At 69.0% G+C, this 24337-nt stretch carries 22 protein-coding genes; 12 read left to right on the forward strand and 10 right to left on the reverse strand.

The features are described from left to right. Window positions 1-73: 73 nt before the first annotated feature. On the reverse strand, window positions 74-694 hold the full coding sequence (locus tag AOZ53_RS19565) for a TetR/AcrR family transcriptional regulator (RefSeq protein ID WP_054478935.1): 621 nt from the start codon (window positions 692-694) through the stop codon (window positions 74-76). A gap of 108 nt (window positions 695-802) precedes the next feature. Here AOZ53_RS19565 and AOZ53_RS19570 point away from each other — a divergent pair, with 108 nt between their 5' ends. From AOZ53_RS19570 to AOZ53_RS19580, 3 genes are read left to right on the forward strand one after another with little or no spacing between them, the layout of a single operon-like run. Next, on the forward strand, window positions 803-2263 hold the full coding sequence (locus AOZ53_RS19570; RefSeq protein ID WP_054488996.1) for an amidase: 1461 nt from the start codon (window positions 803-805) through the stop codon (window positions 2261-2263). Window positions 2264-2315: 52 nt separating this feature from the next. Then, window positions 2316-3371, forward strand: a complete 1056-nt coding sequence (locus AOZ53_RS19575) for a DUF72 domain-containing protein (RefSeq protein ID WP_054488998.1) — start codon at window positions 2316-2318, stop codon at window positions 3369-3371. Window positions 3372-3429: 58 nt separating this feature from the next. Continuing rightward, window positions 3430-4482 (forward strand): RNA methyltransferase, encoded by a 1053-nt coding sequence (locus AOZ53_RS19580; RefSeq protein ID WP_054489000.1) that lies wholly within the window; start codon window positions 3430-3432, stop codon window positions 4480-4482. Between the two features lie 43 nt (window positions 4483-4525). On the opposite strand, the gene AOZ53_RS19585 is transcribed toward AOZ53_RS19580, so the two are convergent. Both AOZ53_RS19585 and AOZ53_RS19590 read right to left on the reverse strand, forming a co-directional pair. Beyond that, window positions 4526-5098 (reverse strand): GNAT family N-acetyltransferase, encoded by a 573-nt coding sequence (locus tag AOZ53_RS19585; protein ID WP_054489002.1) that lies wholly within the window; start codon window positions 5096-5098, stop codon window positions 4526-4528. A 94-nt stretch (window positions 5099-5192) separates the two neighbouring features. Continuing rightward, window positions 5193-5969 (reverse strand): Crp/Fnr family transcriptional regulator, encoded by a 777-nt coding sequence (locus AOZ53_RS19590; protein WP_231689910.1) that lies wholly within the window; start codon window positions 5967-5969, stop codon window positions 5193-5195. A 138-nt stretch (window positions 5970-6107) separates the two neighbouring features. Between AOZ53_RS19590 and AOZ53_RS19595 the strand changes: the two genes are divergently transcribed. Genes AOZ53_RS19595 through AOZ53_RS19605 form a run of 3 tightly spaced genes read left to right on the forward strand, consistent with a single transcriptional unit; the run spans window position 6108 to window position 9067 of the window. Next, window positions 6108-7331 carry an ABC transporter substrate-binding protein gene (locus AOZ53_RS19595; RefSeq protein WP_156333444.1) on the forward strand — a complete coding sequence of 408 codons (1224 nt, stop codon included), beginning with the start codon at window positions 6108-6110 and terminating at the stop codon, window positions 7329-7331. A gap of 10 nt (window positions 7332-7341) precedes the next feature. Continuing rightward, window positions 7342-8256 carry a beta-keto acid cleavage family enzyme gene (locus tag AOZ53_RS19600; protein WP_054489003.1) on the forward strand — a complete coding sequence of 305 codons (915 nt, stop codon included), beginning with the start codon at window positions 7342-7344 and terminating at the stop codon, window positions 8254-8256. Between the two features lie 34 nt (window positions 8257-8290). After that, on the forward strand, window positions 8291-9067 hold the full coding sequence (locus tag AOZ53_RS19605; protein ID WP_054489005.1) for an SDR family oxidoreductase: 777 nt from the start codon (window positions 8291-8293) through the stop codon (window positions 9065-9067). 12 nt (window positions 9068-9079) lie between these two features. On the opposite strand, the gene AOZ53_RS19610 is transcribed toward AOZ53_RS19605, so the two are convergent. Next, on the reverse strand, window positions 9080-9622 hold the full coding sequence (locus AOZ53_RS19610; RefSeq protein WP_054489007.1) for an SMI1/KNR4 family protein: 543 nt from the start codon (window positions 9620-9622) through the stop codon (window positions 9080-9082). A 347-nt stretch (window positions 9623-9969) separates the two neighbouring features. Here AOZ53_RS19610 and AOZ53_RS19615 point away from each other — a divergent pair, with 347 nt between their 5' ends. Next, a complete protein-coding gene (locus AOZ53_RS19615) occupies window positions 9970-11232 on the forward strand; it encodes an ATP-binding protein (protein WP_369816837.1) in 1263 nt (420 codons plus the stop codon). A gap of 103 nt (window positions 11233-11335) precedes the next feature. Then, window positions 11336-12883 carry an argininosuccinate lyase gene (locus tag AOZ53_RS19620; protein ID WP_054489010.1) on the forward strand — a complete coding sequence of 516 codons (1548 nt, stop codon included), beginning with the start codon at window positions 11336-11338 and terminating at the stop codon, window positions 12881-12883. Between the two features lie 61 nt (window positions 12884-12944). Here the strand turns inward: AOZ53_RS19620 and AOZ53_RS19625 are convergent, their stop codons facing one another. The 4 genes from AOZ53_RS19625 to AOZ53_RS19640 all read right to left on the reverse strand — a co-directional run bounded on the left by AOZ53_RS19625 (window position 12945) and on the right by AOZ53_RS19640 (window position 19545). Further along, window positions 12945-14897, reverse strand: a complete 1953-nt coding sequence (locus AOZ53_RS19625) for a YncE family protein (protein WP_054489012.1) — start codon at window positions 14895-14897, stop codon at window positions 12945-12947. Window positions 14898-14970: 73 nt separating this feature from the next. Continuing rightward, a complete protein-coding gene (gene prpF / locus AOZ53_RS19630; RefSeq protein ID WP_054429084.1) occupies window positions 14971-16155 on the reverse strand; it encodes a 2-methylaconitate cis-trans isomerase PrpF in 1185 nt (394 codons plus the stop codon). 64 nt (window positions 16156-16219) lie between these two features. Beyond that, window positions 16220-18838 carry a Fe/S-dependent 2-methylisocitrate dehydratase AcnD gene (gene acnD, locus AOZ53_RS19635; RefSeq protein ID WP_054489014.1) on the reverse strand — a complete coding sequence of 873 codons (2619 nt, stop codon included), beginning with the start codon at window positions 18836-18838 and terminating at the stop codon, window positions 16220-16222. Continuing rightward, window positions 18835-19545 (reverse strand): GntR family transcriptional regulator, encoded by a 711-nt coding sequence (locus AOZ53_RS19640; RefSeq protein WP_054429081.1) that lies wholly within the window; start codon window positions 19543-19545, stop codon window positions 18835-18837. The genes acnD and AOZ53_RS19640 overlap by 4 nt, the downstream gene beginning before the upstream one ends. Window positions 19546-19752: 207 nt before the next feature. On the opposite strand from AOZ53_RS19640, the gene ykgO reads away from it, so the two are divergent. From ykgO to AOZ53_RS19660, 4 genes are read left to right on the forward strand one after another with little or no spacing between them, the layout of a single operon-like run. Beyond that, complete coding sequence (gene ykgO / locus AOZ53_RS19645; protein WP_025138121.1) at window positions 19753-19893, forward strand: type B 50S ribosomal protein L36; 141 nt, start codon at window positions 19753-19755, stop codon at window positions 19891-19893. Window positions 19894-19914: 21 nt separating this feature from the next. Continuing rightward, window positions 19915-21030, forward strand: coding sequence for an NAD(P)/FAD-dependent oxidoreductase (locus tag AOZ53_RS19650; protein ID WP_231689909.1), 1116 nt, complete (start codon window positions 19915-19917; stop codon window positions 21028-21030). Between the two features lie 18 nt (window positions 21031-21048). Continuing rightward, complete coding sequence (locus tag AOZ53_RS19655) at window positions 21049-22701, forward strand: nucleoside recognition domain-containing protein (protein ID WP_054429078.1); 1653 nt, start codon at window positions 21049-21051, stop codon at window positions 22699-22701. Between the two features lie 18 nt (window positions 22702-22719). Beyond that, window positions 22720-22974 (forward strand): hypothetical protein, encoded by a 255-nt coding sequence (locus AOZ53_RS19660; RefSeq protein ID WP_054478955.1) that lies wholly within the window; start codon window positions 22720-22722, stop codon window positions 22972-22974. Here AOZ53_RS19660 and AOZ53_RS34260 read toward each other — a convergent pair. Continuing rightward, window positions 22953-23120 (reverse strand): hypothetical protein, encoded by a 168-nt coding sequence (locus AOZ53_RS34260; RefSeq protein ID WP_116523079.1) that lies wholly within the window; start codon window positions 23118-23120, stop codon window positions 22953-22955. The genes AOZ53_RS19660 and AOZ53_RS34260 overlap by 22 nt on opposite strands. A 106-nt stretch (window positions 23121-23226) precedes the next feature. Continuing rightward, window positions 23227-24279: an alginate lyase family protein gene (locus tag AOZ53_RS19665; RefSeq protein WP_082385686.1), complete on the reverse strand. Its 1053-nt coding sequence runs from the start codon at window positions 24277-24279 to the stop codon at window positions 23227-23229. Window positions 24280-24337 lie beyond the last annotated feature (58 nt).

The raw sequence follows: 24337 nt of genomic DNA on the forward strand, positions 1-24337 counted from the left end.
CATTATTATTGGTTGTTTCAACTTTTGCTGAAACTCTTTCATAAAGTGAAATTATCCTCTTCACCCGCTCCATTCACCGACGATCGACCGTACCCTGCCGTGCGATGACGGCCTCGACGATCCGCCGCAACTGCCGGTCGGCGTCGCGGACTGACCGGTTCTGCGCGGACACCTGCGCACCCTCGAACAGGAACGTGAGTTCGCTCGCCGTCTCTTCAGGCGACGCCAGGCCCGCCTGCTCGCACAGGCTGGCCAGTCGCCGCCATTGCCGCACCTTGTGTTCCTCGATCAGTTTGCGGCCGGGATGTTCCGGATCGGGCAGCTCCGCGATCGAGTTGATGAACGCGCAGCCGCGGTGCGACCAGGCGCGCGCCTCGTCCGAAAAATAGGTGACCCATCCGAGGATCTGCGCGCGGGGATCGTCCGGATGCGCGGCTTCGATGGCATCGAGCGCGCGCCAATAGTCGTCGATCACCTGGCGCAGCCATTCGGTCACCAGCACATCCTTTGATTGGAAATGGCGGTAGATCGCCATCTTCGTCGTGTTGCCGCGGGCGGCGATGGCCTCGACGCCGGTCGCCCGGATGCCTTCGTTGTAGAACAGCTCGCCGGCCGCCGCGAGCACGCGTTCACGCGGCGCGGGCGCGGGTGCGGGCACGGCCTCGTTCTGGTTGTCGCTCTGTTTTCTTTTCATGGGTTCTTGACGACGATACCGATCGGTATCATCATTCGGATTTCGTTGGTACTGATCAGTATCACTCAGTGGCGATTCTATGCCACCCCTGGTCGATAGGAAACAGTAATGAAGCTCTCAGAGTACGTGCAGTACGACGCGATCGGGCTTGGCAGCCTCATCGCGCATGGCGAGGTGAGTCCGCGGGAGCTCGCTGACACGGCGCTGCAAGCGTGCGCACAGATCAATCCGAAGATCAATGCGGTGATCGAAAGCTGGTCGCCGGACCTTGCCGACGTTGCCCCCGCGCGGGAAAGCAATTCGCCCCTCGCGGGCGTCCCTTTCCTGATCAAGGATGTGGGCGTCGCGATGGCCGGCAGGAAAAACGAGTTCGGCAGCAGGCTGGCGCAAGGCTTCACGGCCGCAGCCGATTCGCTGCTGATGCGGCGCTTTCGCGAGGCCGGGCTGGTGACCCTGGGGCGAACCGCCACGCCCGAGTTCGCCTGGAGCGGCACGACAGAATCCACGCTGTGCGGCCCGACGCGCAACCCGTGGAATGTGGCCCATGGCGCGGGCGGATCGAGCGGTGGCGCCGCGGCGGCGGTTGCCGCCGGCATCGTGCCGTTGGCCCATGCCACCGACGCGGCCGGTTCGATCCGCATTCCCTCGGCGGCTTCCGGCGTGTTCGGGCTCAAGCCGACGCGCGGCCGCGTGTCCAATGGCCTCGCGCTGGAAGAGGCCATCAACGGCCTGGCGGCCCAGCTTGGCGTCAGCCGTTCGGTGCGTGACAGCGCCGCGCTGCTCGACGCGGTGCAGGGCGCGGCCGATGGCGAGCCGTACGCAATTGCGCCGCCGGTTGGCCGTTACCTGGCGCAAGTCGGCATCGAGCCCGGCAAGCTGCGTATCGGTGTCATGCCGCAGGCCTGGGGAGGCCAGCGCACCCAGGCCTGCATCCTGGAGCGCCTTGCCGAGGCGGTGCGGCTGTGTGCCTCGCTCGGCCACGAGGTCGAAGAGGCCGAGGCGCCGCTGGGCGTCAGCTGGGAGGCGTTCGTGCATGCCAGCTCGGTGCTGTGGTCCGCCAATATCGCCACATGGATCGACGGAATCGCGGGCGCCATGGGGCGCCAGCCCGACCTGGCAACCCTGGAGCCGCAGACGCTCGCGGTCTATCGAACGGGGCGCGGGATCGGCGCCATCGAGATGGTCCATGCCCTCGATCTGCGCAATGCCGTGACCCGCAGCGTGGCGGCGTTCTTCTCGCGCTACGACCTGCTGTTGACCCCCACGCTGCCCGACCTGGCGCCGGTGTTGGGGACCTATGCCGCCGGCGCCGAAACGCTGGACGGCCACCAGTGGACCGACCGCGTCTTCGGCAGTTCGCCGTTCACGCCGGTGTTCAACGCCGCCGGGTTGCCGGCCATGTCGGTGCCGTTGTTCCAGGACGCCGCGACCGGCCTGCCGATTGGCATGCAGTTCGTGGCGCCGGCCGGCCGCGAGGATGTGCTGTTCCAGGTGGCCGGCCAGTTGGAGCGCAGCCTGCCGTGGGCGGGGCGGGAACCAGGCGTGTGGGCGTCGACGGTGCACGCGTGAACCGGCGTGATTCAAGTACCCTATAGCCCATTCCCGTGCCAGAACCACAAGTATGCAAGACGATCTTTTCGGCGATGCGCTGCCCGTGCCGTCGGCCAACGCGCCGGATCCCGCAGCGCCTCGGGCCGCTCCCGACCTTTCCGCCCTGCGGAGCATGGCCAGGGTGCTTCCCGCTCCCGCGGGGCAGGAGTGGCGCGCGCTCGCCCAGCAGTTGCCGGCCCAATTGCGCTTTGGCGTCTCCACCTGGTCATACCCGGGTTGGGAAGGGCTGGTCTGGGACGGTGAATACGATTCGAGCACGCTATCCCGACACGGCCTGGGCGCCTACCATCGGCATCCGCTGTTGCGCACGGTTTGCGTGGACCGCACTTTCTGGCAGCCGTTGACGGCGAGCCAGTACGCCGCCTACGCGGGGCAGGTCGATGACGATTTCCGTTTCGTCGTCAAATGTCCCGCCAGCGTTACCGACGCCCAGGTGCGCGGCGAAGCGGGCAGGACGCGCGAGGCCAACCCGCTTTTCCTCGATCCGTCGGTGGCTGTCCAGGAATTCGTGCGCCCGGCGCTTGAGGGCCTGGGCGCCAAGCTCGGCGTCCTGGTGTTCCAGCTGAGCCCGCTGCCGCTGGGCATGCTGAGCCGCTCGGCATCGCTGTTCGAGAAACTGGATCGCCTGCTGGCGGCTGTCCGGGAGGCCTTGTCCGGGCATGATGCCGTGATCGTCGCCGTGGAAGTGCGGGACCCGGAACTGCTGGGTCAGGCGCTGGTTGACACGCTCAGGGCGCATGGGGCCACTTTCTGCCTGGGCCTGCATGGCAAGATGCCGCCGATCGACGCGCAACTGCCGGTGCTGCGCGCGCTATGGCCGGGGCCGCTGGTCTGCCGCTGGAACCTGAACCGTGTCTTCGGCGCCTATGGCTATGCCGACGCGCAGAAGAAGCACGATCCGTTCAATGCCATCGTCAGCGAGGATCTCGCCACGCGCACGGCGCTGGCGCGCACGATCCGCGGCATCACGGGCGCGGGCCAGCCGGCCTACGTGACGATCAGCAACGATGCCGAGGGCTGCGCGCCGCTGTCCATCCAGAAACTGGCCCAGGCCATCGCGGCGTAGGGCCAGCCCGGCTCGGCATGCCGGGCGCCGGTGCCGGGCGCGGTAAAATCCGCTCCCCATGCGCTACTCCGATTTCCAACAACGTCTCGCCTCCCTGGGCGCCCAGCCGACTCATCGCGGCCGGGTCATGCGCGCCTGGCTGACCGGGCAGGCATTCGACAGCGACACCTGGCGGCGGCGTTTCGACAACTTCCTGCCGCTGGCGGTGCGCGAGGCCCTGCCGGCCCTGGCGGCGGAACTGGACGGGCTGGCGCGGGTGCGCTCCGAACACGCCGGACATGACGGCTCGCGCCTGCTGGTCGACCTGGCCGACGGGCAGATGGTGGAAAGCGTGCTGCTGCCGCGCGACGGGCTCTGTGTGTCGACCCAGGTCGGCTGCGCCGTGGGCTGTCGTTTCTGCATGACGGGCAAGAGCGGCCTGATCCGTCAGGTCGCCAGCATGGAGATCCTGGCCCAGGTGGTGCTGGCGCGGCGCTTGCGCGCGGTGAAGAAGGTCGTTTTCATGGGTATGGGCGAACCGGCGCACAACCTCGACAACGTGCTCGAGGCCATCAATCTGCTCGGCACCGACGGCAATATCGGCCACAAGAACCTGGTGTTCTCCACCGTGGGCGATCCGCGCGTGTTCGACGCGTTGCCGCGGCAATCCGTCAAGCCCGCGCTGGCGCTGTCGCTGCATACGACACGGGCCGAGCTGCGCGAGCACCTGCTGCCGCGCGCGCCGAAGATCGCGCCGGAGGCCTTGGTGGAACTGGGTGAAAAGTACGCCCGCGACACCGGCTACCCGATCCAGTACCAGTGGACCTTGCTCAAGGGCATCAACGACGGCGACGATGAGCTGGACGCGATTCCGCGTCTGCTCAAGGGCAAGTTCGGCGTGCTCAACGTGATTCCCTTCAACAGCCTCGAGGGCGATGACTACCAGCGGCCCGAGACCGAACGCATCCGCGAGATCGTGCGCATCCTGCATCGCCGCGGGGTGCTGACCAAGATCCGCAACAGCGCCGGGCAGGACGTGGACGGCGGCTGTGGCCAGCTGCGGGCCCGCGCGGTGGGGGCGGAACAGGTGGTGGAGCTGCGCCGCCATCGCCTGCGGCGGGAAGTGGCCTAGACCGGCGGCGTGCGGGCCGCGGCGCCCGCGTTTCAAGGCCGGGTCACGAGTCCGCGGGATTGATCAGGGATGTCAGGATATGGTCGGCCCAGGCGCCGTTGATCTTCAGGTAGGCGCGCGCCACGCCTTCGCGCTCGAACCCCAGGCTGTCCAGCAGGCGCGCGCTGCGCGTGTTCTCGGGCCGATGGTTGGCCATGATGCGGTGCAGTCCGTGTTCGGTGAACATGTGGTGCGTCGCGGCGACGAGGCATTCCCGCATCAGTCCCTGCCCTTGTCGATCCTGTGCGATCGAGAAGCCGAGATGGCAGGCCTGGAACGGCCCCCGGACGATATTGGTGAAGCTGCAGTTGCCGATCAAGCGCGCATCGGCGCGATCGAACAGCAGCAGGTGCAACGCCTGGCCGGCCGCTGCGTGCGTTTGCATCGCGCCAAGCCGCTCCTCGGTCGCCGACAGGGTATGGAATGATTCGGGGCGGGCGGGTTCCCAGGGTTGCAGGTGGGCGAGATTGGCGAGGTGATACGCCAGCAGCGCCGGCGCATGCTCGCGCAGCGCCGGTCGTAACGACAGGCGCTGCGTGTCCAGGGAGCCGGCCGGCGGCGGTGGCGCGGAGGTCATGGGTCGAGACGCGGGCAGAAAAATCCGAAGGCGTAACGATAACGCGGACGTGCGACCGCGTTGGCGCTGCCGAGCCGCGGACGGCGAAATGCTCTTACGCCGGCATGTCCGCCGGATGATCCGCCGGTTCCCGGTTCAGTTTCGCATGCCGGTACAGCGCTTCGCGGTCCAGGATCGTCATGCCGCCGTAATGCGTCTGCAATACGCCTTCCCGCGCCAGCCGGGTCAGGGCGGTGTTGCAGCGCTGGCGCGACACGCCGCACAGGCTGGCGATCTCCTCCTGCGAGATCCTGAGCCGGCCGTTGGTGCCGGCATGTTGTTCGGCGTTCAATTGCGCGGCGACGGCGCGGGCGACGGTGGTGTCGACGTCCAGCAGCACGTTGCCGGTATAGCAGGCCATCAGCCAGTTCACGCGCTGCGCCAGGTGCGTCATCAGCGCCTTGGTGAATTCGATGTTGTGGTTCCAGAGGCGTTCGCAGGTGTCGCGCGGCAGGATCACCACCTGGCTGGGGCGCAGCGCCACCACTTCGTACTCGAACGGTTCGCGGCGGATCATGGTGGCCTCGCCGAACCAGCTGCCGGTGCTGAAGCCGGCCAGCGACAGCGACCGGCCGTCCGAGCCGCGCGACGACCATTTCACCAGGCCGTCCACCACGCCATACCAGCCCAGCGATTTCGAACCCTCGCGGAACAGGCGTTCGCCCGCCTGCAATGTGACCACGCGCAACTCGGCGCGGACCACCTCGCGTTCCAGGCGCGGCAGGCCGTTGTACCAGGGCACGACGGCCAGCATCCGGTCCACCGGATCCTGCTTGGGCCGCCGCCTGGGGCTGGCTGTTTCGTGGCCAGTGCCGCCCGCCGGTGCTCGCATGGTCTTCCCCGTTTCGCCGTGATGATCGCGCCCAGGTAAACCCTAGGGCGCTTTGTCAACATGATGACTGTCCGCATTGGGGGCCGGTCCGAGAATATTCGGGGCCCCAGAGCCAAAAAACCATAAGAGGAGACAGGTATGTTGTCAATGCCACGCAGGTTTTCGCGCGCTGTCCTGGCCGGCGCCATCGCCGGCGCGCTGCTGCACGCGGGCGCGGCCCGGGCGCAGATTTCCGACGACGTGATCCGGATCGGCTTCATTACCGACATGTCGGGCGTCTATTCGGGGCCGGACGGTCCCGGCGGCGCCGAGGCCATCAAAATGGCCATCGAGGAGATGGGCGGCGAGATCAATGGCAAGAAGATCGAGCTGTTGACGGCGGATCACCAGAACAAGGCGGACATCGCCTCGGCCAAGGCGCGCGAGTGGTTCGACCAGCGCGGCCTGGACCTGCTGATCGGCGGCACCAATTCCAGCACGGCGCTGGCGATGTCGAAGGTGGCCGCCGACAAGAAGAAGCCGATCATCGTGGTGGGCGCGGGCGCGCCGGCCCTGACCAACGAGCAGTGCACGCCGTACACGCTGAACTACGCCTATGACACCGTGGCGCAGGCGCGCGGCACGGGCGCGGCGGTGGTGAAGGCGGGCGGCAAGAGCTGGTACATCCTGACGGCCGATTACGCCTTCGGCCATGCGTTGCAGGCCGACACCACCAAGGTGGTCGAGGCGGGCGGCGGCAAGGTGGTCGGGTCGGTCAAGCATCCGCTGTCGACCAGCGATTTCTCGTCGTTCCTGCTGCAGGCGCAGGCCAGCAAGGCCGAGATCCTGGCGCTGGCCAATGCCGGCGCGGACGCGACCAACGCGATCAAGGCGGCCAACGAGTTCGGCCTGACCCGGACGATGCGGCTGGCCGGCATGATCATGTTCATCAACGACATCCACGCCATGGGCCTGGAGACGGCGAAGGGCATGTACCTGACCGACAGCTGGTATTGGAATGCGTCGGACGAGACGCGGGCCTGGGCGCAGAAGTTCTACGAACGGCGCAACGCCATGCCGTCGTCGCTGCAGGCGGCCGATTACTCGGCGGCCATCCAGTACCTGCGCGCGGTCAAGGCCACCGGCACCGACGATGCCGACACGGTGCTGGCCTACCTGCGCGCGAACAAGCTCGACGACGTGTACATCAAGAACGGCGTGGTGCGGCCGGACGGGCGCGTGGTGCATGACATGTACCTGCTGCAGGTCAAGACGCCCGAGGAATCGAAGGCACCCTGGGACTACTTCAAGGTGGTGCAGACCATCGACGGCAACGAGGCCTTCACCACCAAGGCGGAAACCCGCTGCGCCCTTTGGAAATAAGAGACCCGCCATGGCAAAACGCAAAGTGATCGTGACCATTGCCCCCACCGGGGGCATGGCGTTCAAGAGCCAGAACCCGCACCTGCCGACCCAGCCGGCCGAGATCGCCGAGGACGTCTACCGCTGCTACAACGCCGGGGCCAGCGTGGTGGCGCTGCACGCGCGCCGCCCCGACGACCAGGCCACCTGCGACGCGGCCATCTACCGCGACATGAACCAGCGCATCCGCGAGCGCTGCGACATCGTGCTGAACAATTCCACGGGCGGCGGCGTGCACGGCGACATGGTCAGGGAGACCACGCCGGGCACTTGGGAGATCCTGTGGGAGGAACGCCTGAAGGGCATGGACGCGGGCGCCGAGATGTGCACGCTGGACGCCACCACGCTGAACCTGGCCTTCGGCGACCGCGAGTACCTGATGAACACGCCGCTCAGCCGCGCGCGCGAGATGGCGGCCGGCATGAAGGCGCGCGGCATCAAGCCGGAGTGGGAGGTGTTCAGCCCGACGCACATCCTGCAGGACGCGACCACGCTGATCGGCGAGGGACTGGATGAGGAGCCGCATTTCATCAACCTGGTGATGAACGTGCACCGCAACTTCCAGAACGCCATGCCGTTCTCGCCGCGCCACCTGCAGATGATGGTGGACCTGCTGCCGAAGAACAGCATCTTCTGCGTCAGCGGCATCGGGCCGTCGCAGCTGGAGGCCAATATCAGCGCGCTGCTGCTGGGCGGCCATGCGCGGGTGGGGTTGGAAGACAACCTGTATTACCGCCATGGCGAGCTGGCGACCAACGTGCAACTGACCGAACGCATCGTGCGCATCATCCGCGAGATGGACATGGAGCCCGCGACGCCCGCCGAGGCGCGCGAGATCCTGGGGTTGCCGCTGCGCAGCGGCGTGCGGCCGGCCTTCGCGCTGTGAGACCGACGCGGCATTTTCCAAGGAGTGAAGCCTGATGATCGAATCGTTGAAAGGCAAGCGGGTCCTGATCACCGCGGGCGCGGGCGGCATCGGCCTGGCGATCGCGCGCAAGTTCCTCGCGTCGGGGGCGCAGGTGCACATCTGCGATGTGGCCGCGGAGGCGGTGCAGGCCGCCGTGCAGGCGCATCCCGGCTTGAGCGGCAGCGTCACGGACGTGTCCGATGAAGCCCAGGTGCTGGCCATGTTCGCGGACCTGGCCACGCGCTGGGGCCGGCTCGATGCGCTGGTGAACAACGCCGGCGTCTCGGGGCCCACCAGCCGGCTCGAGGACACGGACCTGGCGGCATGGCGGGCCACGCTCGACGTCAACCTGACGGGCACGTTCCTGTGCGCGCGCAGCGCGGTGCCGCTGCTGCGCGAGGCGGGCGGCGGGGCCATCATCAATATCTCGTCGGTGGCGGGCCGCCTGGGCTTTTCGCTGCGCAGCCCTTATAGCGCCAGCAAGTTCGGGCTGGCCGGATTGACGCAGACCTGGGCGATGGAGCTGGGGCCGTCCGGCATCCGCGTCAATTCGGTGCTGCCGGGCGTGGTGGCGGGCGACCGGGTCGAGCGCATCATCGCCGCCCGCGCGGCGGCCGGCGGCGTCAGCAACGATGCCATGCGCGCGCAACTGGTGGAAAAGGTGTCGCTGCGCAAGATGACCCAGCCCGAGGACATCGCCAATCAGGTGGCGTTCCTGTGCTCGGACGAGGGCACGATGGTCAGCGGCCAGAGCATCTCGGTGTGCGGCAATGTCGAATACCTGGGGTGAGGGAGCCGCGCCCTAGGCCATCTTGGCGTAAAGCGCGATCAGTGCGTCGAACGACGGCGCCACCGGCATGAACCAGCCGTCCTCGATGAAGCCGTCGACCAGCGCGTCCACCGGCTTGTCCGTGACGTCCAGGTCGGCATACGCCGAGTACAGTTCGCCGTCGGTGTACATGATGCGGCCCGCATGGCGACCCTGGCTGATCTCGACGTAGGTACAGAAATCCCCGCCCAGGCCCAGCACCGGCGCGAACGGCAGGAAGGCCGGGTTGTGGAAGCCCATGCGCGGCGTCAGCAGCGCCAGGTCGAGGTGCGGATCGCCGTTGCCGATGCCGAAAAAGGTGTTCATGTCCGCCAGCGCGGGCGAGACGCCGGCGCGGTGGGCCTGGTCGAATTCGAACCCGAACCGCAGGCCGTTGCTGCGCTTGAGGAAGGCGCGGTAGGCCGCCGAAAAGTGCGTTCTCCAGGCGTCCTCGTAGGCCTGTATCGCGCCTTCGGAGGCGCCGTCGAACGTTTGCAGGATCTTGTCGGAGCGCAACAGCTTGTCTAGCGGGTCCATGGGGATTCCAGTCCTTTCGAGGGAAAGCTCGGGGGCAGGGCAAGCGCGGTCTGGTCAGCATACCCTGCCGCGCCTGTCCTGCCTGTTTCACTTTTTTTCACAAATCCCACACAAAACACGGCGGAACGCGAACGGGCTTGTTCCCTATCATCCCGGGGCGCGCCCGCGGATCACGCGGGCCCGGCCGTCCGGCCGCCGCGCGACCTTGCCCCCGCAGTTTCCCGCTTCCCCGCCGGCTCCGCCACGCGGGCGCGCCCGCCGCGTCGAGCCGTTGGCGGGCGGCCCGAAGGCCATCGATGCTCAAATTTCTCGTTCGCGTTTTCGTCGTGGTTCTGATCAGTCTCGGGGTGGCTTACCAGCTCGTGGACAAAGGCCTGGGCACGCTGTTCCGGCCGATCGTGGAGAACGTCGCCTTCCAGTCGCTGCGCGGCCAGGTCCATGAGCTGCGCCTGCGGCTCGACGACGTTGCGCCGGCGCAGCGCGAGACGGTGCTGCGCGAGCAGGTGCGGCCCTACTACGGTTTGCGGCTGCAGCTGCTGCGCCAGGACGAAGTGCGGCTGAACGAGGACGAACGCGAGCAGCTGGAGATCCTGGGCTTCGTGATGCGGGACGAGTACAGCACCCATCTGGTGCCGCTGCCGGGCCAGCCCGCCCAGTGGCTCGAGGTGCGTCTGCCGGGCGAGGGTCTGGTCGACACCTTGCTGACCTGGGGCGTCTGGGTGTTCCTGGGGTTCATGATGGCGATGAGCCTGCTGGCGCTGTGGGCGCTGCCGATGTGGCGCGACATGGACGCGCTGCGCAACGCCGCGCTGCGCATGGGCCAGGGCGAATTGAGCATGCGCGTGCACCTGTCGCGTATTTCGGGCATCCGCCACGTCGGCGAGAGCTTCAACACCATGGCCGAGCGGATCGCCGCGTTGGTCGATAACCAGCGCAGCCTGACCAACGCCGTCTCGCACGAGCTGCGCACGCCGCTGGCGCGGCTGTCGTTCGAGGTGGACCAGCTGGACCGCGGCGGCCTGCCGGCCCGCCATGGCCGGGTGCTGCGCGACATGCGCGCGGACATCTCCGAGCTGGAAAGCATGGTGGCGGAACTGCTGGTGTACGCCCGGCTGGAACGGCCCACCGAGGAAACCGTGCAGCTCGAGACGGTGGACACGCGCGACTGGCTGGGCGAGGCGCTGGCGCAGGTGGCGCACCAGGCCGCGGCGCGCAATGTGCGCTGCGTGGTGGCGCCGGACCCGCCGCCGCACGTGCGGCTGAATCCGCGCTACATGAGTCGGGCGCTGCTGAACCTGGTGCAGAACGCGGTGCGCTACGCGCGCGGCCGCATCGACATCGCGTTGACGCAGCGCGCCGAGGGCGGCTTCGAGCTGGTGGTGGACGACGACGGACCGGGGATCGCGGCGGCGGACCGCGAGCGGATCTTCGAACCCTTCATCCGCCTGGATGAAAGCCGTGATCGCGGCACCGGCGGCGCGGGGCTGGGGTTGGCGATCGTGCAGCGGGTGGCGATGAGCCACCGCGGCAGCATCAGCGTGACAGACAGCCCGGCGGGCGGGGCGCGCTTCGTGCTGCGCTGGGCCGCCGACCAGGGGCTGCCGCCGTAGCGCCGGGCACGGTTACGTTTTCACATTGCATTTTCATGCGCAGGGCGAGCAAAAATGGTGTTTCATACGGGGGTTTCCTTTCCCCCTTCATAACGAGAACGCCATGAGACATTTCCTGCCCGCCCTGGGCGCAGCCCTGGTCCTTTCGCTCGGCGCCCACGCCGCCTCGGCGCAGCAGGCGCCCGCCGCCAGCGCCACCGCCAAGCCGTTGCGCGATCCCTTTTTCTGGCTCGGGGAGATCAACAAGGCGACGGCGGTGATCAACACCGACGAAGGGCTGCTGGACAAGTCCATGGCGCCCCGGCTGGCCGCGGGCGTGGCGAAGGTGATCAACGACGGCAATCAGCCCGGCGCCAAGCGCCCGGCCAGCGTCATCACCTTCGAGCCGCTGCTGATCAAGGCCGCGGGCGAGGACGTGACGCTGCTGCACGCCGGCCGTTCCAGCCAGGACATGCATGCCACCTACCGCAGCGCCATCCTGCGCGACAAGCTGCTGGAGCTGGCGGACCAGTTGAACGCCACCTCCCGCACGCTGGTGGAGCTGGCGGCCAAGCACGCCGGCACCATCGTGCCCAACTACACCAACGGCGTCGCGGCCCAGCCCAACAGCTATGGCCACTATCTGCTGGGCCAAGCGGCCGGGCTGGAGCGTGATGCCCAGCGCATCCGCGAAGCCTACGCGCGCATCGACCGCTCGCCGATGGGCACGACGGTGTTGAACGGCACCAGCTGGCCGCTGGACCGCAAGCGCATGGCGCAGTACCTGGGCTTCACGGCGCTGGTGGACAACGCCTATGACGCTTCGCAGATCTCGTCGATGGACCAGCCGGTGGAGGTGGCGTCGATCGTCACCAGCATCGCGCTGCGCACCGGCAACTTCGTCGAGGACGTGATGACGCAGTACGCGCAATCGCGGCCGTGGATCCTGCTGGAGGAGGGCGGCGGCAATACCTACGTGTCCAGCGCCATGCCGCAAAAGCGCAACCCCGGCCTGCTCAACGATACGCGCAGCGACGCCTCGACGGCGGTGACGCTGGCCATGGGGCCGGTGATCCAGACGCACAACATCACGCCGGGCATGAGCGATCCGAAGGACGTCAAGCAGAACTCGGCCATGGTCGATGCCGGCATCTCCGCGCTCAAGCGCTGGGACCGCGTGCTCAAGGCCATGGTGATCAGCCCGGACCGCGCGCTGGAGGAACTGAACAGCGACTGGACCGCCTCGCAGGAACTGGCCGACGTGCTGATGCGCAAGTACAAGCTGCCGTTCCGCGACGGCCATCATTTCGCCTCCGAGGTCGTGAGCTACGCCAAGACCAACAATATCAAGCCGCTGGATTTCCCGTATGACCAGGCGCGCCGCATCTACGCCGAAGCCATGAAGGGCTCGAAGTATCCGAACGAGCTGCCGATGAGCGAGGCCGAGTTCCGCTCGACGCTGGACCCCGTGGCCATCGTCAAGAACCGCGCCACCAGCGGCGGTCCGCAGCCGGCCGAGATGGACCGCATGATCAAGGAAGCGCGCGAGCAGCTGGCCGCGCAGGACAAGTGGATCGCGGCCCGCCGCGCCCACATCGCCGATTCGCTGGCCAGCCTGGACAAGGCGTTCGACGCGCTGGTGGCCAGCGCGCCGAAGGACAAGGGCCAGTAAGCGGGGCGCCCGGCATCCCTCGATGCCGGGCGGCGGGGCCGGCGCGCCGCGCCGGCCCGTGTCAGCGGCACGCCATCGAGTAGCCGCAGCGGATCTGGTCGGGCAGATCGCGGCCCTGGGCCGGATCGACCGCGTCGGCCGGCGCGTCCCAGGCAATCAACTGCGCCACGTCGTTGTTGCCCACCGGCCGGGCGTAGATCCACAGCCGGTCTCCCTTCCATGAGAACGCCAGCGCGCTGACGCTGTAGTCCTTGGGCGCGCGCAGGTTGGCCAGCAGCCTGCCCTGCGCCATGTCGATCACCACCACCGTGTTGTCGGCGCCGCTGACGGCGAGCAGGCGGCCGCGGGCGCTGCGCGCGGCCGCCGAGGTGTAGTAGACGGCAGGCGTCTCGAGGTCGAAGCGGACTTGTCCCGTGCCCAGGTCGACGGCGCGCAGGCGCCGGCCGTCAGGCGTTTCCGCCACGGCCAGGGCCCAGTTGCCCGGCCGGCTGCCGAACAGCAGCTTGGGCGTGGCGGTGCGGACGCTGGCGACCACGCGCGCGGTGGCCGGATCGATGCCATAGCCGCCGCGGTCGCCGCCCCAGAACAGGCCGTCGCCGAACTGGATCGCATCGCTGGGGACCCAGGGCAGGGCATTTTCGAGCGTGTCGCTGGCCTCGCGCCGCAGCGAGGCGTCCCAGTGCCGCTGGCGCCAGCGGCCTTGGGGCGTCATGGTGTAGAGGTCGTCGCCCACGCGCAGCGCCACGCCGCCGGCGGCGGGCAGGGTCCAGTCGTCGATGCGCCATTGCGGCAGCTGCGGGTCCAGCGCGTGGACGGCGGCGCGGCGCTGGCCGGGGCGCCACGCCAGCAGCGTGCGGCCGCCATCGTCCTCGCGCAGGCCCAGCGCCCAGACCTGGCCGTCGGCGGCGATCTTGAGCGCGCGCGCCAGGCCGAAGCCGGCGGTGTCTTCACGCGTGATGGCCGCATCCGCGCCCTGGCGCGGCCCATTGGCCGCGGGCGTGGCGCCCGCGCGCGGCACGAAGCGCTGGGTGGCGCCGCCGGAGGCCAGCAGGCTGCCGTCGGGCAGCGCCAGCAGGCGCCATTCGTCGTTGTCGTAGCGCCGCAGGTCGGCCTCGTCGGCCGGCAGGCGGATGCCGGACACCGGCGTCTCGGGCAGCGTGGCCTGCGCGGGGGCGGGGCCGACCGGCTGCGTGGCCGTGGCGCGGCCGCGCGCGTAGGCGTCGAAATAGGCCTGCATCAAGCGGTCGGCGTCGGCCTCCGGCAGGGCCTGCAAGCGCCGGGCCAGGCCGTCCAGGTAGCGGTCGAGCGCCGGGTCGGCGTGGTCGACGCTCTGGCTGTTGTATTCGAAATGCGGATCGGGAAAGCAGGTCACGCCGACCATGCAGCGGGTCAGGCGGAAATGGCGCGTGATGGTGGTGTCGGTGCCGCCGTGCCAGACCAGCGTCAGCGCCTCGCGGCCGGTCAGGCCCGACAGATCCATGACCGTGCCGTAGTCGGATTGGGTGCGGCGGGACTTGCCGCGTTCGCGCTGGAACGACCAGCGCGCCACCGGTTGCGAGAAGAACGGCAGTGACTTGATCTGTTCGGGGGCGTAGTCGGGCTGGCGGGCGATGGCCGCGCGGAAGGCGTCGTGCTCGTCGCGGTTGATGGCGCCGGCCGCCAGCGCCTTGGCCAGGACCGGGTCGGCGGCCTGGTTGGCCTGCTGGTCCAGCGCCTGTTTCAGCGCGGGCTGATGGCGGGCGCCGATCTCGGCCCAGTAGAACTCCATGGATGACAGCGGTCCGCTGTCGTCGCGGCCGCGGAACCCGCCCAGGTCCTTGCCGGCCAGGCCTTGTTCCAGGTCGGCCTTGACCGTCGCGTACGGTTGGGGAATCAGGTAGTAGCGGCCCTGCGCGTAGGTGGCGCCGGGCAGCGGCTGCATCAGGATCGGGGCGGCTGCCGCGCTGGCGGACAGCAGCAGGGCCGCGAGGGCCAGGACGCGCTGGAATCGGCGTGGGGCGCCGGGGTGTGCCATGGACGGTTCCGTCGATAAGGGAATGGGCTGCGGCAGAGAATACCGCAGCCCGCGCCCGTCGGCGGCCGCCGCCTCAGAACCCGGTGGGCGGCACGTGCACGCGGCCTTCCATCAGTACGCGCGCGCTGCGGCTCATGATGGCCTTGGTGACGGTCCATTCGCCGTCGATCTGCTGCGCCTCGGCGCCGACGCGCAGCGTGCCCGAGGGATGGCCGAAGTTGACCTGGTCGCGCTGGCCGCCGCCGGCCGCCAGATTGACCAGCGTGCCGGGAACCGCCGCGGCGGTGGCGATGGCGACCGAGGCGGTGCCCATCATGGCGTGGTGCAGCTTGCCCATGGACAGGGCGCGCACCAGCACGTCGATGTCGCCGGCGCCGATCTGCTTGCCGCTGGAGGCGGTGTAGGCCCTGGGGCGGGCCACGAAGGCCACCTTGGGCGTGTGCTGGCGCGCGGCCGCCTCTTCCAGTTTCTGGATCAGGCCCATGCGCAGCGCGCCGTGGGCGCGGATGGTCTCGAAGCGCGCCAGCGCGGCGGCGTCGCCGTTGATGTCGTCCTGCAGCTCGGCGCCGGTGTAGCCCAGGGCCTCGGCGTCCAGGAAGATGGTGGGGATGCCGGAGTTGATCATGGTGGCCTTGAAGGTGCCCACGCCGGGCACTTCCAGGTCGTCCACCAGGTTGCCGGTGGGGAACATCGAGCCGCCGTCGCCTTCCTCGGCCGGGTTCATGAATTCCAGCTGCAGTTCGGCGGCCGGGAAGGTCACGCCGTCCAGTTCGAAGTCGCCGGTTTCCTGCACCGCGCCGTCGGTGATCGGCACGTGGGCGATGATGGTCTTCTGGATGTTGGCCTGCCAGATGCGCACCACGGCGATGCCGTTGCGCGGCACGCGGGCCGGGTCGATCAGGCCATTGGTGATGGCGAAGGGGCCGACGGCGGCCGACAGGTTGCCGCAGTTGCCGCTCCAGTCGACGAAGGCCTGGTCGATCGAGACCTGGCCGAACAGGTAATCGACGTCATGTTCCGCGCGGCTGCTCTTGCCGACGATGACGGTCTTGCTGGTGCTGGAGGTGGCCGCGCCCATGCCGTCGATCTGCTTGCCGTAGGGGTCGGGGCTGCCGATGACGCGCATCAGCAGCGCGTCGCGCGCCGGGCCCGGCACGCGGGCGGATTCGGGCAGGTCGTCGAGCTTGAAGAACACGCCTTTGCTGGTGCCGCCGCGCATGTAGGTGGCGGGAATCTTGATCTGGGGGGCATGGGCCATGGGGCAGTCCTGATGTCTTGGGTGGAGAAGGCGGGCGCCGCGGCGCCCGCCATGCGGTGGGATGTCAGCCGGCCTTCTTGGCCGAACCGGCGGCCGATTCGGCTTCCAGGAAGTCCTGCGCGAAGCGTTGCAGCACGCCGCCGGCTTCGTAGATCGACACTTCCTCGGCGGTGTCGAGGCGACAGGTCATCGGCACTTCCAGCGTCTCGCCGTTGCGGCGGTGGATCACCAGCGTCAGGTCGGCGCGCGGCTTGCGCTCGCCCGCCACGTCGTAGCTCTCGGTGCCGTCCAGGCCCAGCGTCTTGCGGTTCACGCCCGGCTTGAATTCCAGCGGCAGCACGCCCATGCCGATCAGGTTGGTGCGGTGGATGCGCTCGAAGCCTTCGGCGGCGATGGCCTCGACGCCAGCCAGGCGCACGCCCTTGGCGGCCCAGTCGCGCGACGAGCCCTGGCCGTAGTCGGCGCCGGCCACGATGATCAGCGGCTGCTTGCGGTCCATGTAGGTCTCGATCGCTTCCCACATGCGCATCTCCTTGCCTTCCGGTTCCACGCGGGCCAGCGAGCCCTGCTTGACCGTGCCGTCGGCGTTCCTGACCATCTCGTTGAACAGCTTGGGATTGGCGAAGGTGGCGCGCTGCGCGGTCAGGTGGTCGCCGCGGTGGGTGGCGTAGGAGTTGAAGTCCTCTTCCGGCAGGCCCATCTTGTGCAGGTATTCGCCGGCGGCGCTGTCCATCAGGATGGCGTTGGACGGCGACAGGTGGTCGGTGGTGATGTTGTCGCCCAGCACGGCCAGCGGCAGCATGCCGCGCAGCGTGCGCTCGCCGGCCAGCGCGCCTTCCCAGTACGGCGGGCGGCGGATGTAGGTGCTCTGCGGGCGCCACGCGTACAGCGGGTCGACCGTGGCGTCGCGCTCGTTGCGCAGGCCGAACATGGGCGCGTAGACCTTGCGGAACTGTTCCGGCTTGACGGCCGCCTTGACCATGGCGTCGATCTCTTCGTCGCTCGGCCAGATGTCCTTCAGGCGGATCTCGCGGCCATCGGCGCCGGTGCCCAGCACGTCGCGTTCGATGTCGAAGCGGATGGTGCCGGCGATGGCGTAGGCCACCACCAGCGGCGGCGAGGCCAGGAAGGCCTGCTTGGCGTAGGGGTGGATGCGGCCGTCGAAGTTGCGGTTGCCGGACAGCACGGCGGTGGCGTACAGATCGCGGTCGATGATCTCCTGCTGGATCACGGGATCGAGCGCGCCCGACATGCCGTTGCACGTGGTACAGGCAAACGCCACGACGCCGAAGCCGAGTTTTTCCAGGTCCTCGGTCAGGCCGGCTTCGTCCAGGTACAGGGCCACGGCCTTGGAGCCGGGCGCCAGCGAACTCTTGACCCACGGCTTGCGCGTCAGACCGGCGCGGTTGGCGTTGCGCGCCAGCAGGCCGGCGGCGATGACGTTGCGCGGATTGCTGGTGTTGGTGCAGCTGGTGATGGCGGCGATGATGACGGCGCCGTCGGGCATCAGGCCCGGCTGGTTCTCGACGGTGCCGGCGATGCCGCGTTCGGCCAGGTCGGCCACCGGCAGGCGGCGGTGCGGGTTGGACGGGCCGGCCAGGGTGCGCACCACGGTCGACAGGTCGAAGCGCAGCACGCGCTCGTATTCGGCGGTCTTGAGGCTGTCGGCCCACAGGCCGGCGGTCCTGGCGTAGTTTTCCACCAGCGCGATCTGTTCGTCCTCGCGGCCGGTCAGGCGCAGGTAGTCGATGGTCTGCTGGTCGATGGCGAACATCGCGGCGGTGGCGCCGTATTCGGGCGCCATGTTCGAGATGGTGGCGCGGTCGCCCAGTGTCAGGCTGGCCGCGCCTTCGCCGTAGAACTCCAGATAGGCGCCGACCACCTTTTCCTTGCGCAGGAATTCGGTCAGCGTCAGCACCACGTCGGTGGCGGTGATGCCGGGGCCGGCGCGGCCGGTCAGTTCGACGCCGACGATGTCGGGCAGGCGCATCCACGAGGCGCGGCCCAGCATCACGTTCTCGGCTTCCAGGCCGCCCACGCCGATGGCGATCACGCCCAGCGCGTCCACGTGCGGGGTGTGGCTGTCGGTGCCGACCAGCGTGTCGGGGAAGGCCACGCCGTCCTGCGTGTAGATCACCGGCGACATCCGCTCCAGGTTGATCTGGTGCATGATGCCGTTGCCCGGGGGCACCACTTCGATGTTGCGGAAGGCCTGCTTGGTCCAGTCGATGAAGTGGAAGCGGTCTTCGTTGCGGCGGTCTTCCACCGCGCGGTTCTTGGCGAAGGCGTCGGGGTCGTTGCCGCCGTATTCCACGGCCAGCGAGTGGTCGACGATCAACTGCACCGGCACCACCGGGTTGACCTTGGCGGGGTCGCCGCCCTTGTCGGCGATGGCGTCGCGCAGGCCGGCCAGGTCGACCAGCGCGGTCTGGCCGAGGATGTCATGACAGACCACGCGGGCCGGATACCACGGGAAGTCCAGGTCGCGGCGGCGTTCGATCAGCTGCTTGAGCGCGTCGGTCAGCAGCGCCGGATCGCAGCGGCGCACCAGGTTCTCGGCGTGCACGCGCGAGGTGTAGGGCAGGCGGTCGTAGGCGCCGGGGGCGATGGCGTCCACGGCGGCGCGCGCGTCGAAATAGTCCAGGCGGGTGCCTTGCAGGGGCTTGCGATAGGATTTGTTCATGCCTCGGTGCGCTTCAGGTTGCCCTGAGCGATCTGTTTTTCAATGTTGAGACGGGATGCGCGGATGTGGCGGCGCATCAGGAGTTCAGCCAGCTCGCCATCGCGGTCGGCGATGGCGTCGAGAATGCGGTGATGCTCGGCATACGACTGCCGCGGGCGGTTGGGAGTGGTCGAGTACTGGATACGGTACATCCGCGCCAGCTGGTAGAGCTCGTCGCACAGCATGCGGAACAGCATCTGGTTGCCGCTGCCCTTGACGATGCGGTAGTGGAAATCGTAGTCGCCCTCCTGCTGGTAATAGCCGGTGCCGGCCTGGAAGGCCTCGTCCTTTTCGTGGGCGTGCAGCACTTGGCGCACCTGCTCGACTTCGGCCGGCGCCATGCGCTCGGCCGCCAGGCGGCAGGCCATGCCTTCGAGCGATTCGCGGATTTCGTAGAGTTCGGCCAGTTCCTGCGGGCTGAGCGAGACCACGCGGGCGCCGGCGTGCGGCACGCGCACCAGCAGCTTCTGGCCTTCGAGCCGGTGCAGGGCCTCGCGCAGCGGGCCGCGGCTGACGCCGTGGATGCGCGCCAGTTCGGGTTCGGAAATCTTGCTGCCCGGGGCGATCTCGCCTTTGACGATGGCGGACTGGATCTTGCGGAAGATGTGTTCCGCCAGGGTCTCGCTATCGCCCGATGCGGCGCCGGGAAGCGTCAGCACTTTGCTCATTGTGTCAACAATCCAGGGATTTTCAGGGTGAAAACCCGTTCTAAATCGCCATGGGGCGATTGATTGTCAACAATTTACCTTCCGTCTGATCTTGGTGCAAGCACTGTTGGCGGGCTTTGCGTGACAAACGTAATGTTATTACATATCATTTACGTCGACCCGCGCCGCGCGGGTCGGTTTTTCTTTCGATCCTTGCCGGAGTGCCGCATGAAAGTCCTTTCCTCCCTTAAAGACGCCAAGACCCGCCACCGGGACTGCCAGGTGGTCAAGCGCCGCGGGCGCATCTATGTGATCTGCAAATCCAATCCGCGCTTCAAGGCGCGCCAGGGCGGGGCCAAGAACAAATAGGCGCGCGCCGTGGAACCGAAAGTGCTTGAAGTCGCCGTGGTCGGCGCCGGGCCGGCCGGCATCGGCATGGCCGTGGCGCTGCGCCGCCATGGCGTGAACCGGCTGGCGGTGATCGACCGGCATCAGGTGGGGGCCTCGTTCCTGTCCTGGCCGCAGGAGACGCGTTTCATCACGCCGTCGTTCTACAGCAATCCGTTCGGCCTGGCCGACCTGAACGCCGTGACCGAGACCAGCTCGCCGGCGCTGACGGCCGGCATGGAGCACCTGGACGGCCCGCGTTACGCGCAATACCTGGCGCGGGTGGCGCAGGCGCATGACCTGCCGCTGGCGCTGGACTGCGAGGTCTCGGCGCTGACGCGCGGCGCGCGCGGCGAATTCCAGCTGCAGACCTCCAGGGGCGCCGCGCTGGCGCGGGCGGTGATCTGGGCCACGGGCGAATACCAGTACCCCGATCTGCGGCCGTTCGCCGGCGCGGCGGACTGCCTGCATTACGCGCAGGTCGATAGCTGGTCGGCCTTCGAGGCCGGTGAATACCTGGTGATCGGCGGCTATGAAAGCGGCGTGGACGCGGCGGTGAACCTGGTGGCGCGCGGCGCGCGGGTGCAGCTGCTGGCGCGCAAATCGACCTGGGACCCCGCCAGTGCGCACGACCCCAGTCTGTCGCTGTCGCCCTACAGCCGCCAGCGGCTCTACCAGGCGCTGGACAGCGGCCGGCTGGAGATCGCCTTCGGCGTCAATGTGCTGGAAGTGCGCCGGCTGGCGGCGGGGTTCAGCGTGCACGCAGAAGACGGCCGGGTCTTCGCCACTGCGAACGCGCCGATCCTGGGCACCGGCTTCCTGCGCGGCGGCGGCGCGCAATTGATCCGCCCGTGCTTCGACTGGACGCCCGACGGCCGACCGGTGCTGAGCGCGCACGATGAATCGACCCTGATGCCGGGCCTGTTCCTGGCCGGGCCGCAGGTGCGCCAGGACCGGCGCATCTATTGCTTCATCTACAAATTCCGCCAACGCTTCGACAGCGTGGCGCGCATGGTCGCGCAGCACCTGGGCCTGCCGCCGCTGGAGGCCGAGCGGGCCGCCGGCGCCTGGGGCCCATTCGGCAACGCCGATTGCTGCGACGAGGCCTGCGAATGCTGACGGCGGCGGGTGGACGCGATGCGGCCCGACGCCATTGAATCGACCGAGGCCGTGGTGGTGCTGGCCGGCCTGGAGAACGCCGGCAAGTCGGCGCTGTTCCGCGGCCTGACGGGCCAGGCGGTCGGCGACGAGAGCAACGTGGCCGGGTCCACCGTGGCCTGCCGCGAAGCCGCGCTCGATGGCGCCGCGATGCGCGTTGTGGATACGCCCGGCGTGCGCCTGCGCGGCGACAGCGCCGCCACGCGGCTGGCCCTGGCGCGGATGGCGCCGGCCGCCGTGGTGGCGGTGGTGATGCGCGCCACCGATGCGCCCGACCTGATGCGCGAGGTGCTGGCCGCGTTGCATGGCGCGCACCGGATCTGCGTGGTGTTGACGTTCGCGGACAAGTGCGATGACGCGCCGGCGCTGGCGGCGCGCTGCGGCGCGGCGCTGGGCGTGCCGGTGGCCATCATCAATGCGCGCGCGCCGGCACCGCGGGAATTGGCGGCGGTGCGCCATGCCCTGGCCGGCGCGGTGGCCTTGCCCGCGCTGCCGGCCAGGCCCGTGCTGTGGCACGCGTCGCTCGCGCGCCGGCCGCAGCGCACGCCGTTCGAGCACGCCGGATTGGGCCCCTGGTGGGCGCTGCTGGCGTTGCTGTCGAGTTTCGCGCTGCCGGTGTACCTGGCCTACGGCCTGTCGGGCTGGTTGCAGCCGCTGGCGGACGCGGCGCTCGTCGAACCCTTGACGCGCGCCCTGGCCGGCGCGCCGCCCGCATTGCAGACCCTGCTGGTGGGCGGCTACGGCGTCGTCAGCCTGGGGCTGTATTCGTTCATCTGGGCCTTTCCGGTGGTGGCGCTGATCGGCCTGGCGATGGCGCTGACCGAGGAAAGCGGCCTGAAGGACCGCATGACCGCGGCGCTCGATCCCGCGCTCAGGCATATCGGCCTGAGCGGGCGCGACCTGGTGCCGGTGCTGTCGGGCTTCGGCTGCAATGTGGTGGCGACGTTCCAGAGTCGGGCCTGCTCGGCCTGCACGCGGCGCGCCTGCGTCAGTCTGATCGCGTTCGGCTCGGCCTGCAGCTACCAGATCGGCGCGACGTTATCGGTGTTCGGCGCGGCGGGACGGATGGGGTTGTTCGTGCCCTATCTGTTGCTGCTGTTCCTGGTGGGGGCGGCGCACACGCGGTTGTGGCATGGCGCCTTGCCGGCCGAGGCCGCCGCGCCGCTACCGGGCAAGGCGTATCTGCAATGGCCCTCGTGGCGCGGCGTGACATGGCGCCTGCGCGCGGTGGTGGCGCAGTTCCTGAAACAGGCAATGCCGGTGTTCCTGCTGATCTGCGTGGCGGCCTCGCTGCTGGACGGACTGGGCGCGTTGCAGGCGCTGGCGTCGCTGCTGCGCGCGCCGATGGCCGCGCTGGGCCTGCCGGCGGACGCGGCGACAGGCGTGGTGTTCTCGATCCTGCGCAAGGATGGCCTGCTGGCGTTGAACCAGGGCCAGGGCGCGCTGCTGGCCCGGCTGGATGCGGCGCAGATGTTCGTGCTGGTGTGGCTGGCGTCGACCTGTTCGGCCTGCCTGGTGACGCTATGGACGGTTGGGCGCGAATTGGGCGCGCGCCACGCCTGGGGCCTGGCCGGGCGCCAGGCCGTGACCTCGCTGGTCTCGGCCTGGCTGCTGGCGCAGGCATTGACCTGATTGCCCGGAGAAACGGAAATGATCCCTGAAACGTACGCGCAGTGGCATCGCTGCATCACGGTCGACTGCGGCCTGGCATTGACCCCGGCCTTCATTGCCCAGCGCCTGGCGGCGATGGCGGACGCGCAGTCCGAGGAGAACCTGCGTTTTCGCCGGCTCTACGGCGACGCGCATTGGCAGCGCGTGCAACGCTGGTTCAAGCTGGCGAACGATCCGGCGGCCGCGTCGGGCGCGGCCGCCAGGCAGGGCGCTCAGGGGCCGGTGTCCGGATAGTTCGGGCCGGCGTCGTGGAAGCCGCCGCTGCTGTAGGGGTTGACCGCGCCCGGATGCGGCGGGCCGCCGGGACCCAGGGAGGAACAGCCGCCCAATATCAGCAGGGCGGCCAGCAGGGCGAGTGTGCGTGTGGCGGTGGCTTGCATGGTGATCTCCGGCGGCTGCCCCTCGGCGGCCGCATACAGCGTATGGGTGTGGATCCAGTTTACGCCTGGCGCGGCCCGCCGGCATCGTCCGACGGGCGGGTCGGCATCAGCGTCGCGGCACGATGCCGTGGGCGGCCATCAGGGTCAGGTTGCCGCCCAGGCGGGGATCGTCGAAGGGGCCGGCGGCATGCAGGGCGCTGAAGGCCGGCGTGTTGGGCGCGTGCAGGCGGTAGAACTCGATCCAGCCGCTGAAGCCATGCGGCTTGCCGTCCTGCTGCGCCACGCCGGCGTGGCGGGCGAACCAGGCGCTGTCGAGGTAGCCCTTGGCCACGCGCCGCGCCAGCCGGCCCAGGGCGCCTTCGCGGTAGGCATACCAGTCCTGGCCGCTTTCATCGGCGAGCTGCGCCATCATCACCAGCGGCGCGGCGGCGTAGTCGTGATAGTGCAGCGCGCGGGCGCCGCGCGCCATTTCCATGGGCAGGCTGCCGTCGGCCTGGATGTCGTCGACGCCTTTCCGGTAGATCGTCTGCGCGCCGCGGCGCAGGCAGGCGTCGTCGTTGGCGATGGCGGTGGCCAGGATGCCGACGCCGGTCCAGTAGTAATGGTTGTTGCGCTGGTGCCGGGGGTCTTCCCAGTAGGCCAGGTTGGCGCGCGACAGCTGTTCGAGCCAGGGCCCGATGATGCCGCGTTGCGCCGGCGTGGCCAGCGGCAGCGTCTTCAGATAGGCCAGGGCGGCGGCGCCATGGGTCCATTGGCGCAGGTAGTCGGCCTGGTCGTTGTTGCCGTGGATCATGCGGCCGAGCATGGCGCCGTCCTTGGCCCAGGATGCCAGCCACGTCAGCGCGCATTGGCCGGCGGCGGCGTCGCCGTGGGCCAGGTAGGCGTCGGAAAGGTCGGCGACGCGGCGGGCGTAGTCGTTCAGCGGCCGGGTCTGGGCCTGGTTGCGGGCCTGCAGCGCGGGGTCGATCTGCGAGTGGGCGGCGTCGGTGTAGTAGCCGGTGCCTTCCAGGTCGCGCGGGCCGGGCGGCGGCGCTTCGCACGGCTGCGGCGCGGCCAGCGCCTGGGCGCCCAGCAGGATCAGCGGCAGGCATGCGGCGTAGCGCCAGCGCGCGGCGGCGGGCCGGGCGCCGCCACGGAAGGGGGAGGAAAGAGAACGCATCGCGGGTGCCTTTGCCCGGTCGGGCCGATTGCCGTTCACCCGCCTGCCGGGGGGGGGG

This window comes from Achromobacter sp. 2789STDY5608621, from assembly GCF_001299375.1.
In the GTDB taxonomy this organism is placed as follows: Bacteria; Pseudomonadota; Gammaproteobacteria; order Burkholderiales; family Burkholderiaceae_B; genus Achromobacter; species Achromobacter insuavis.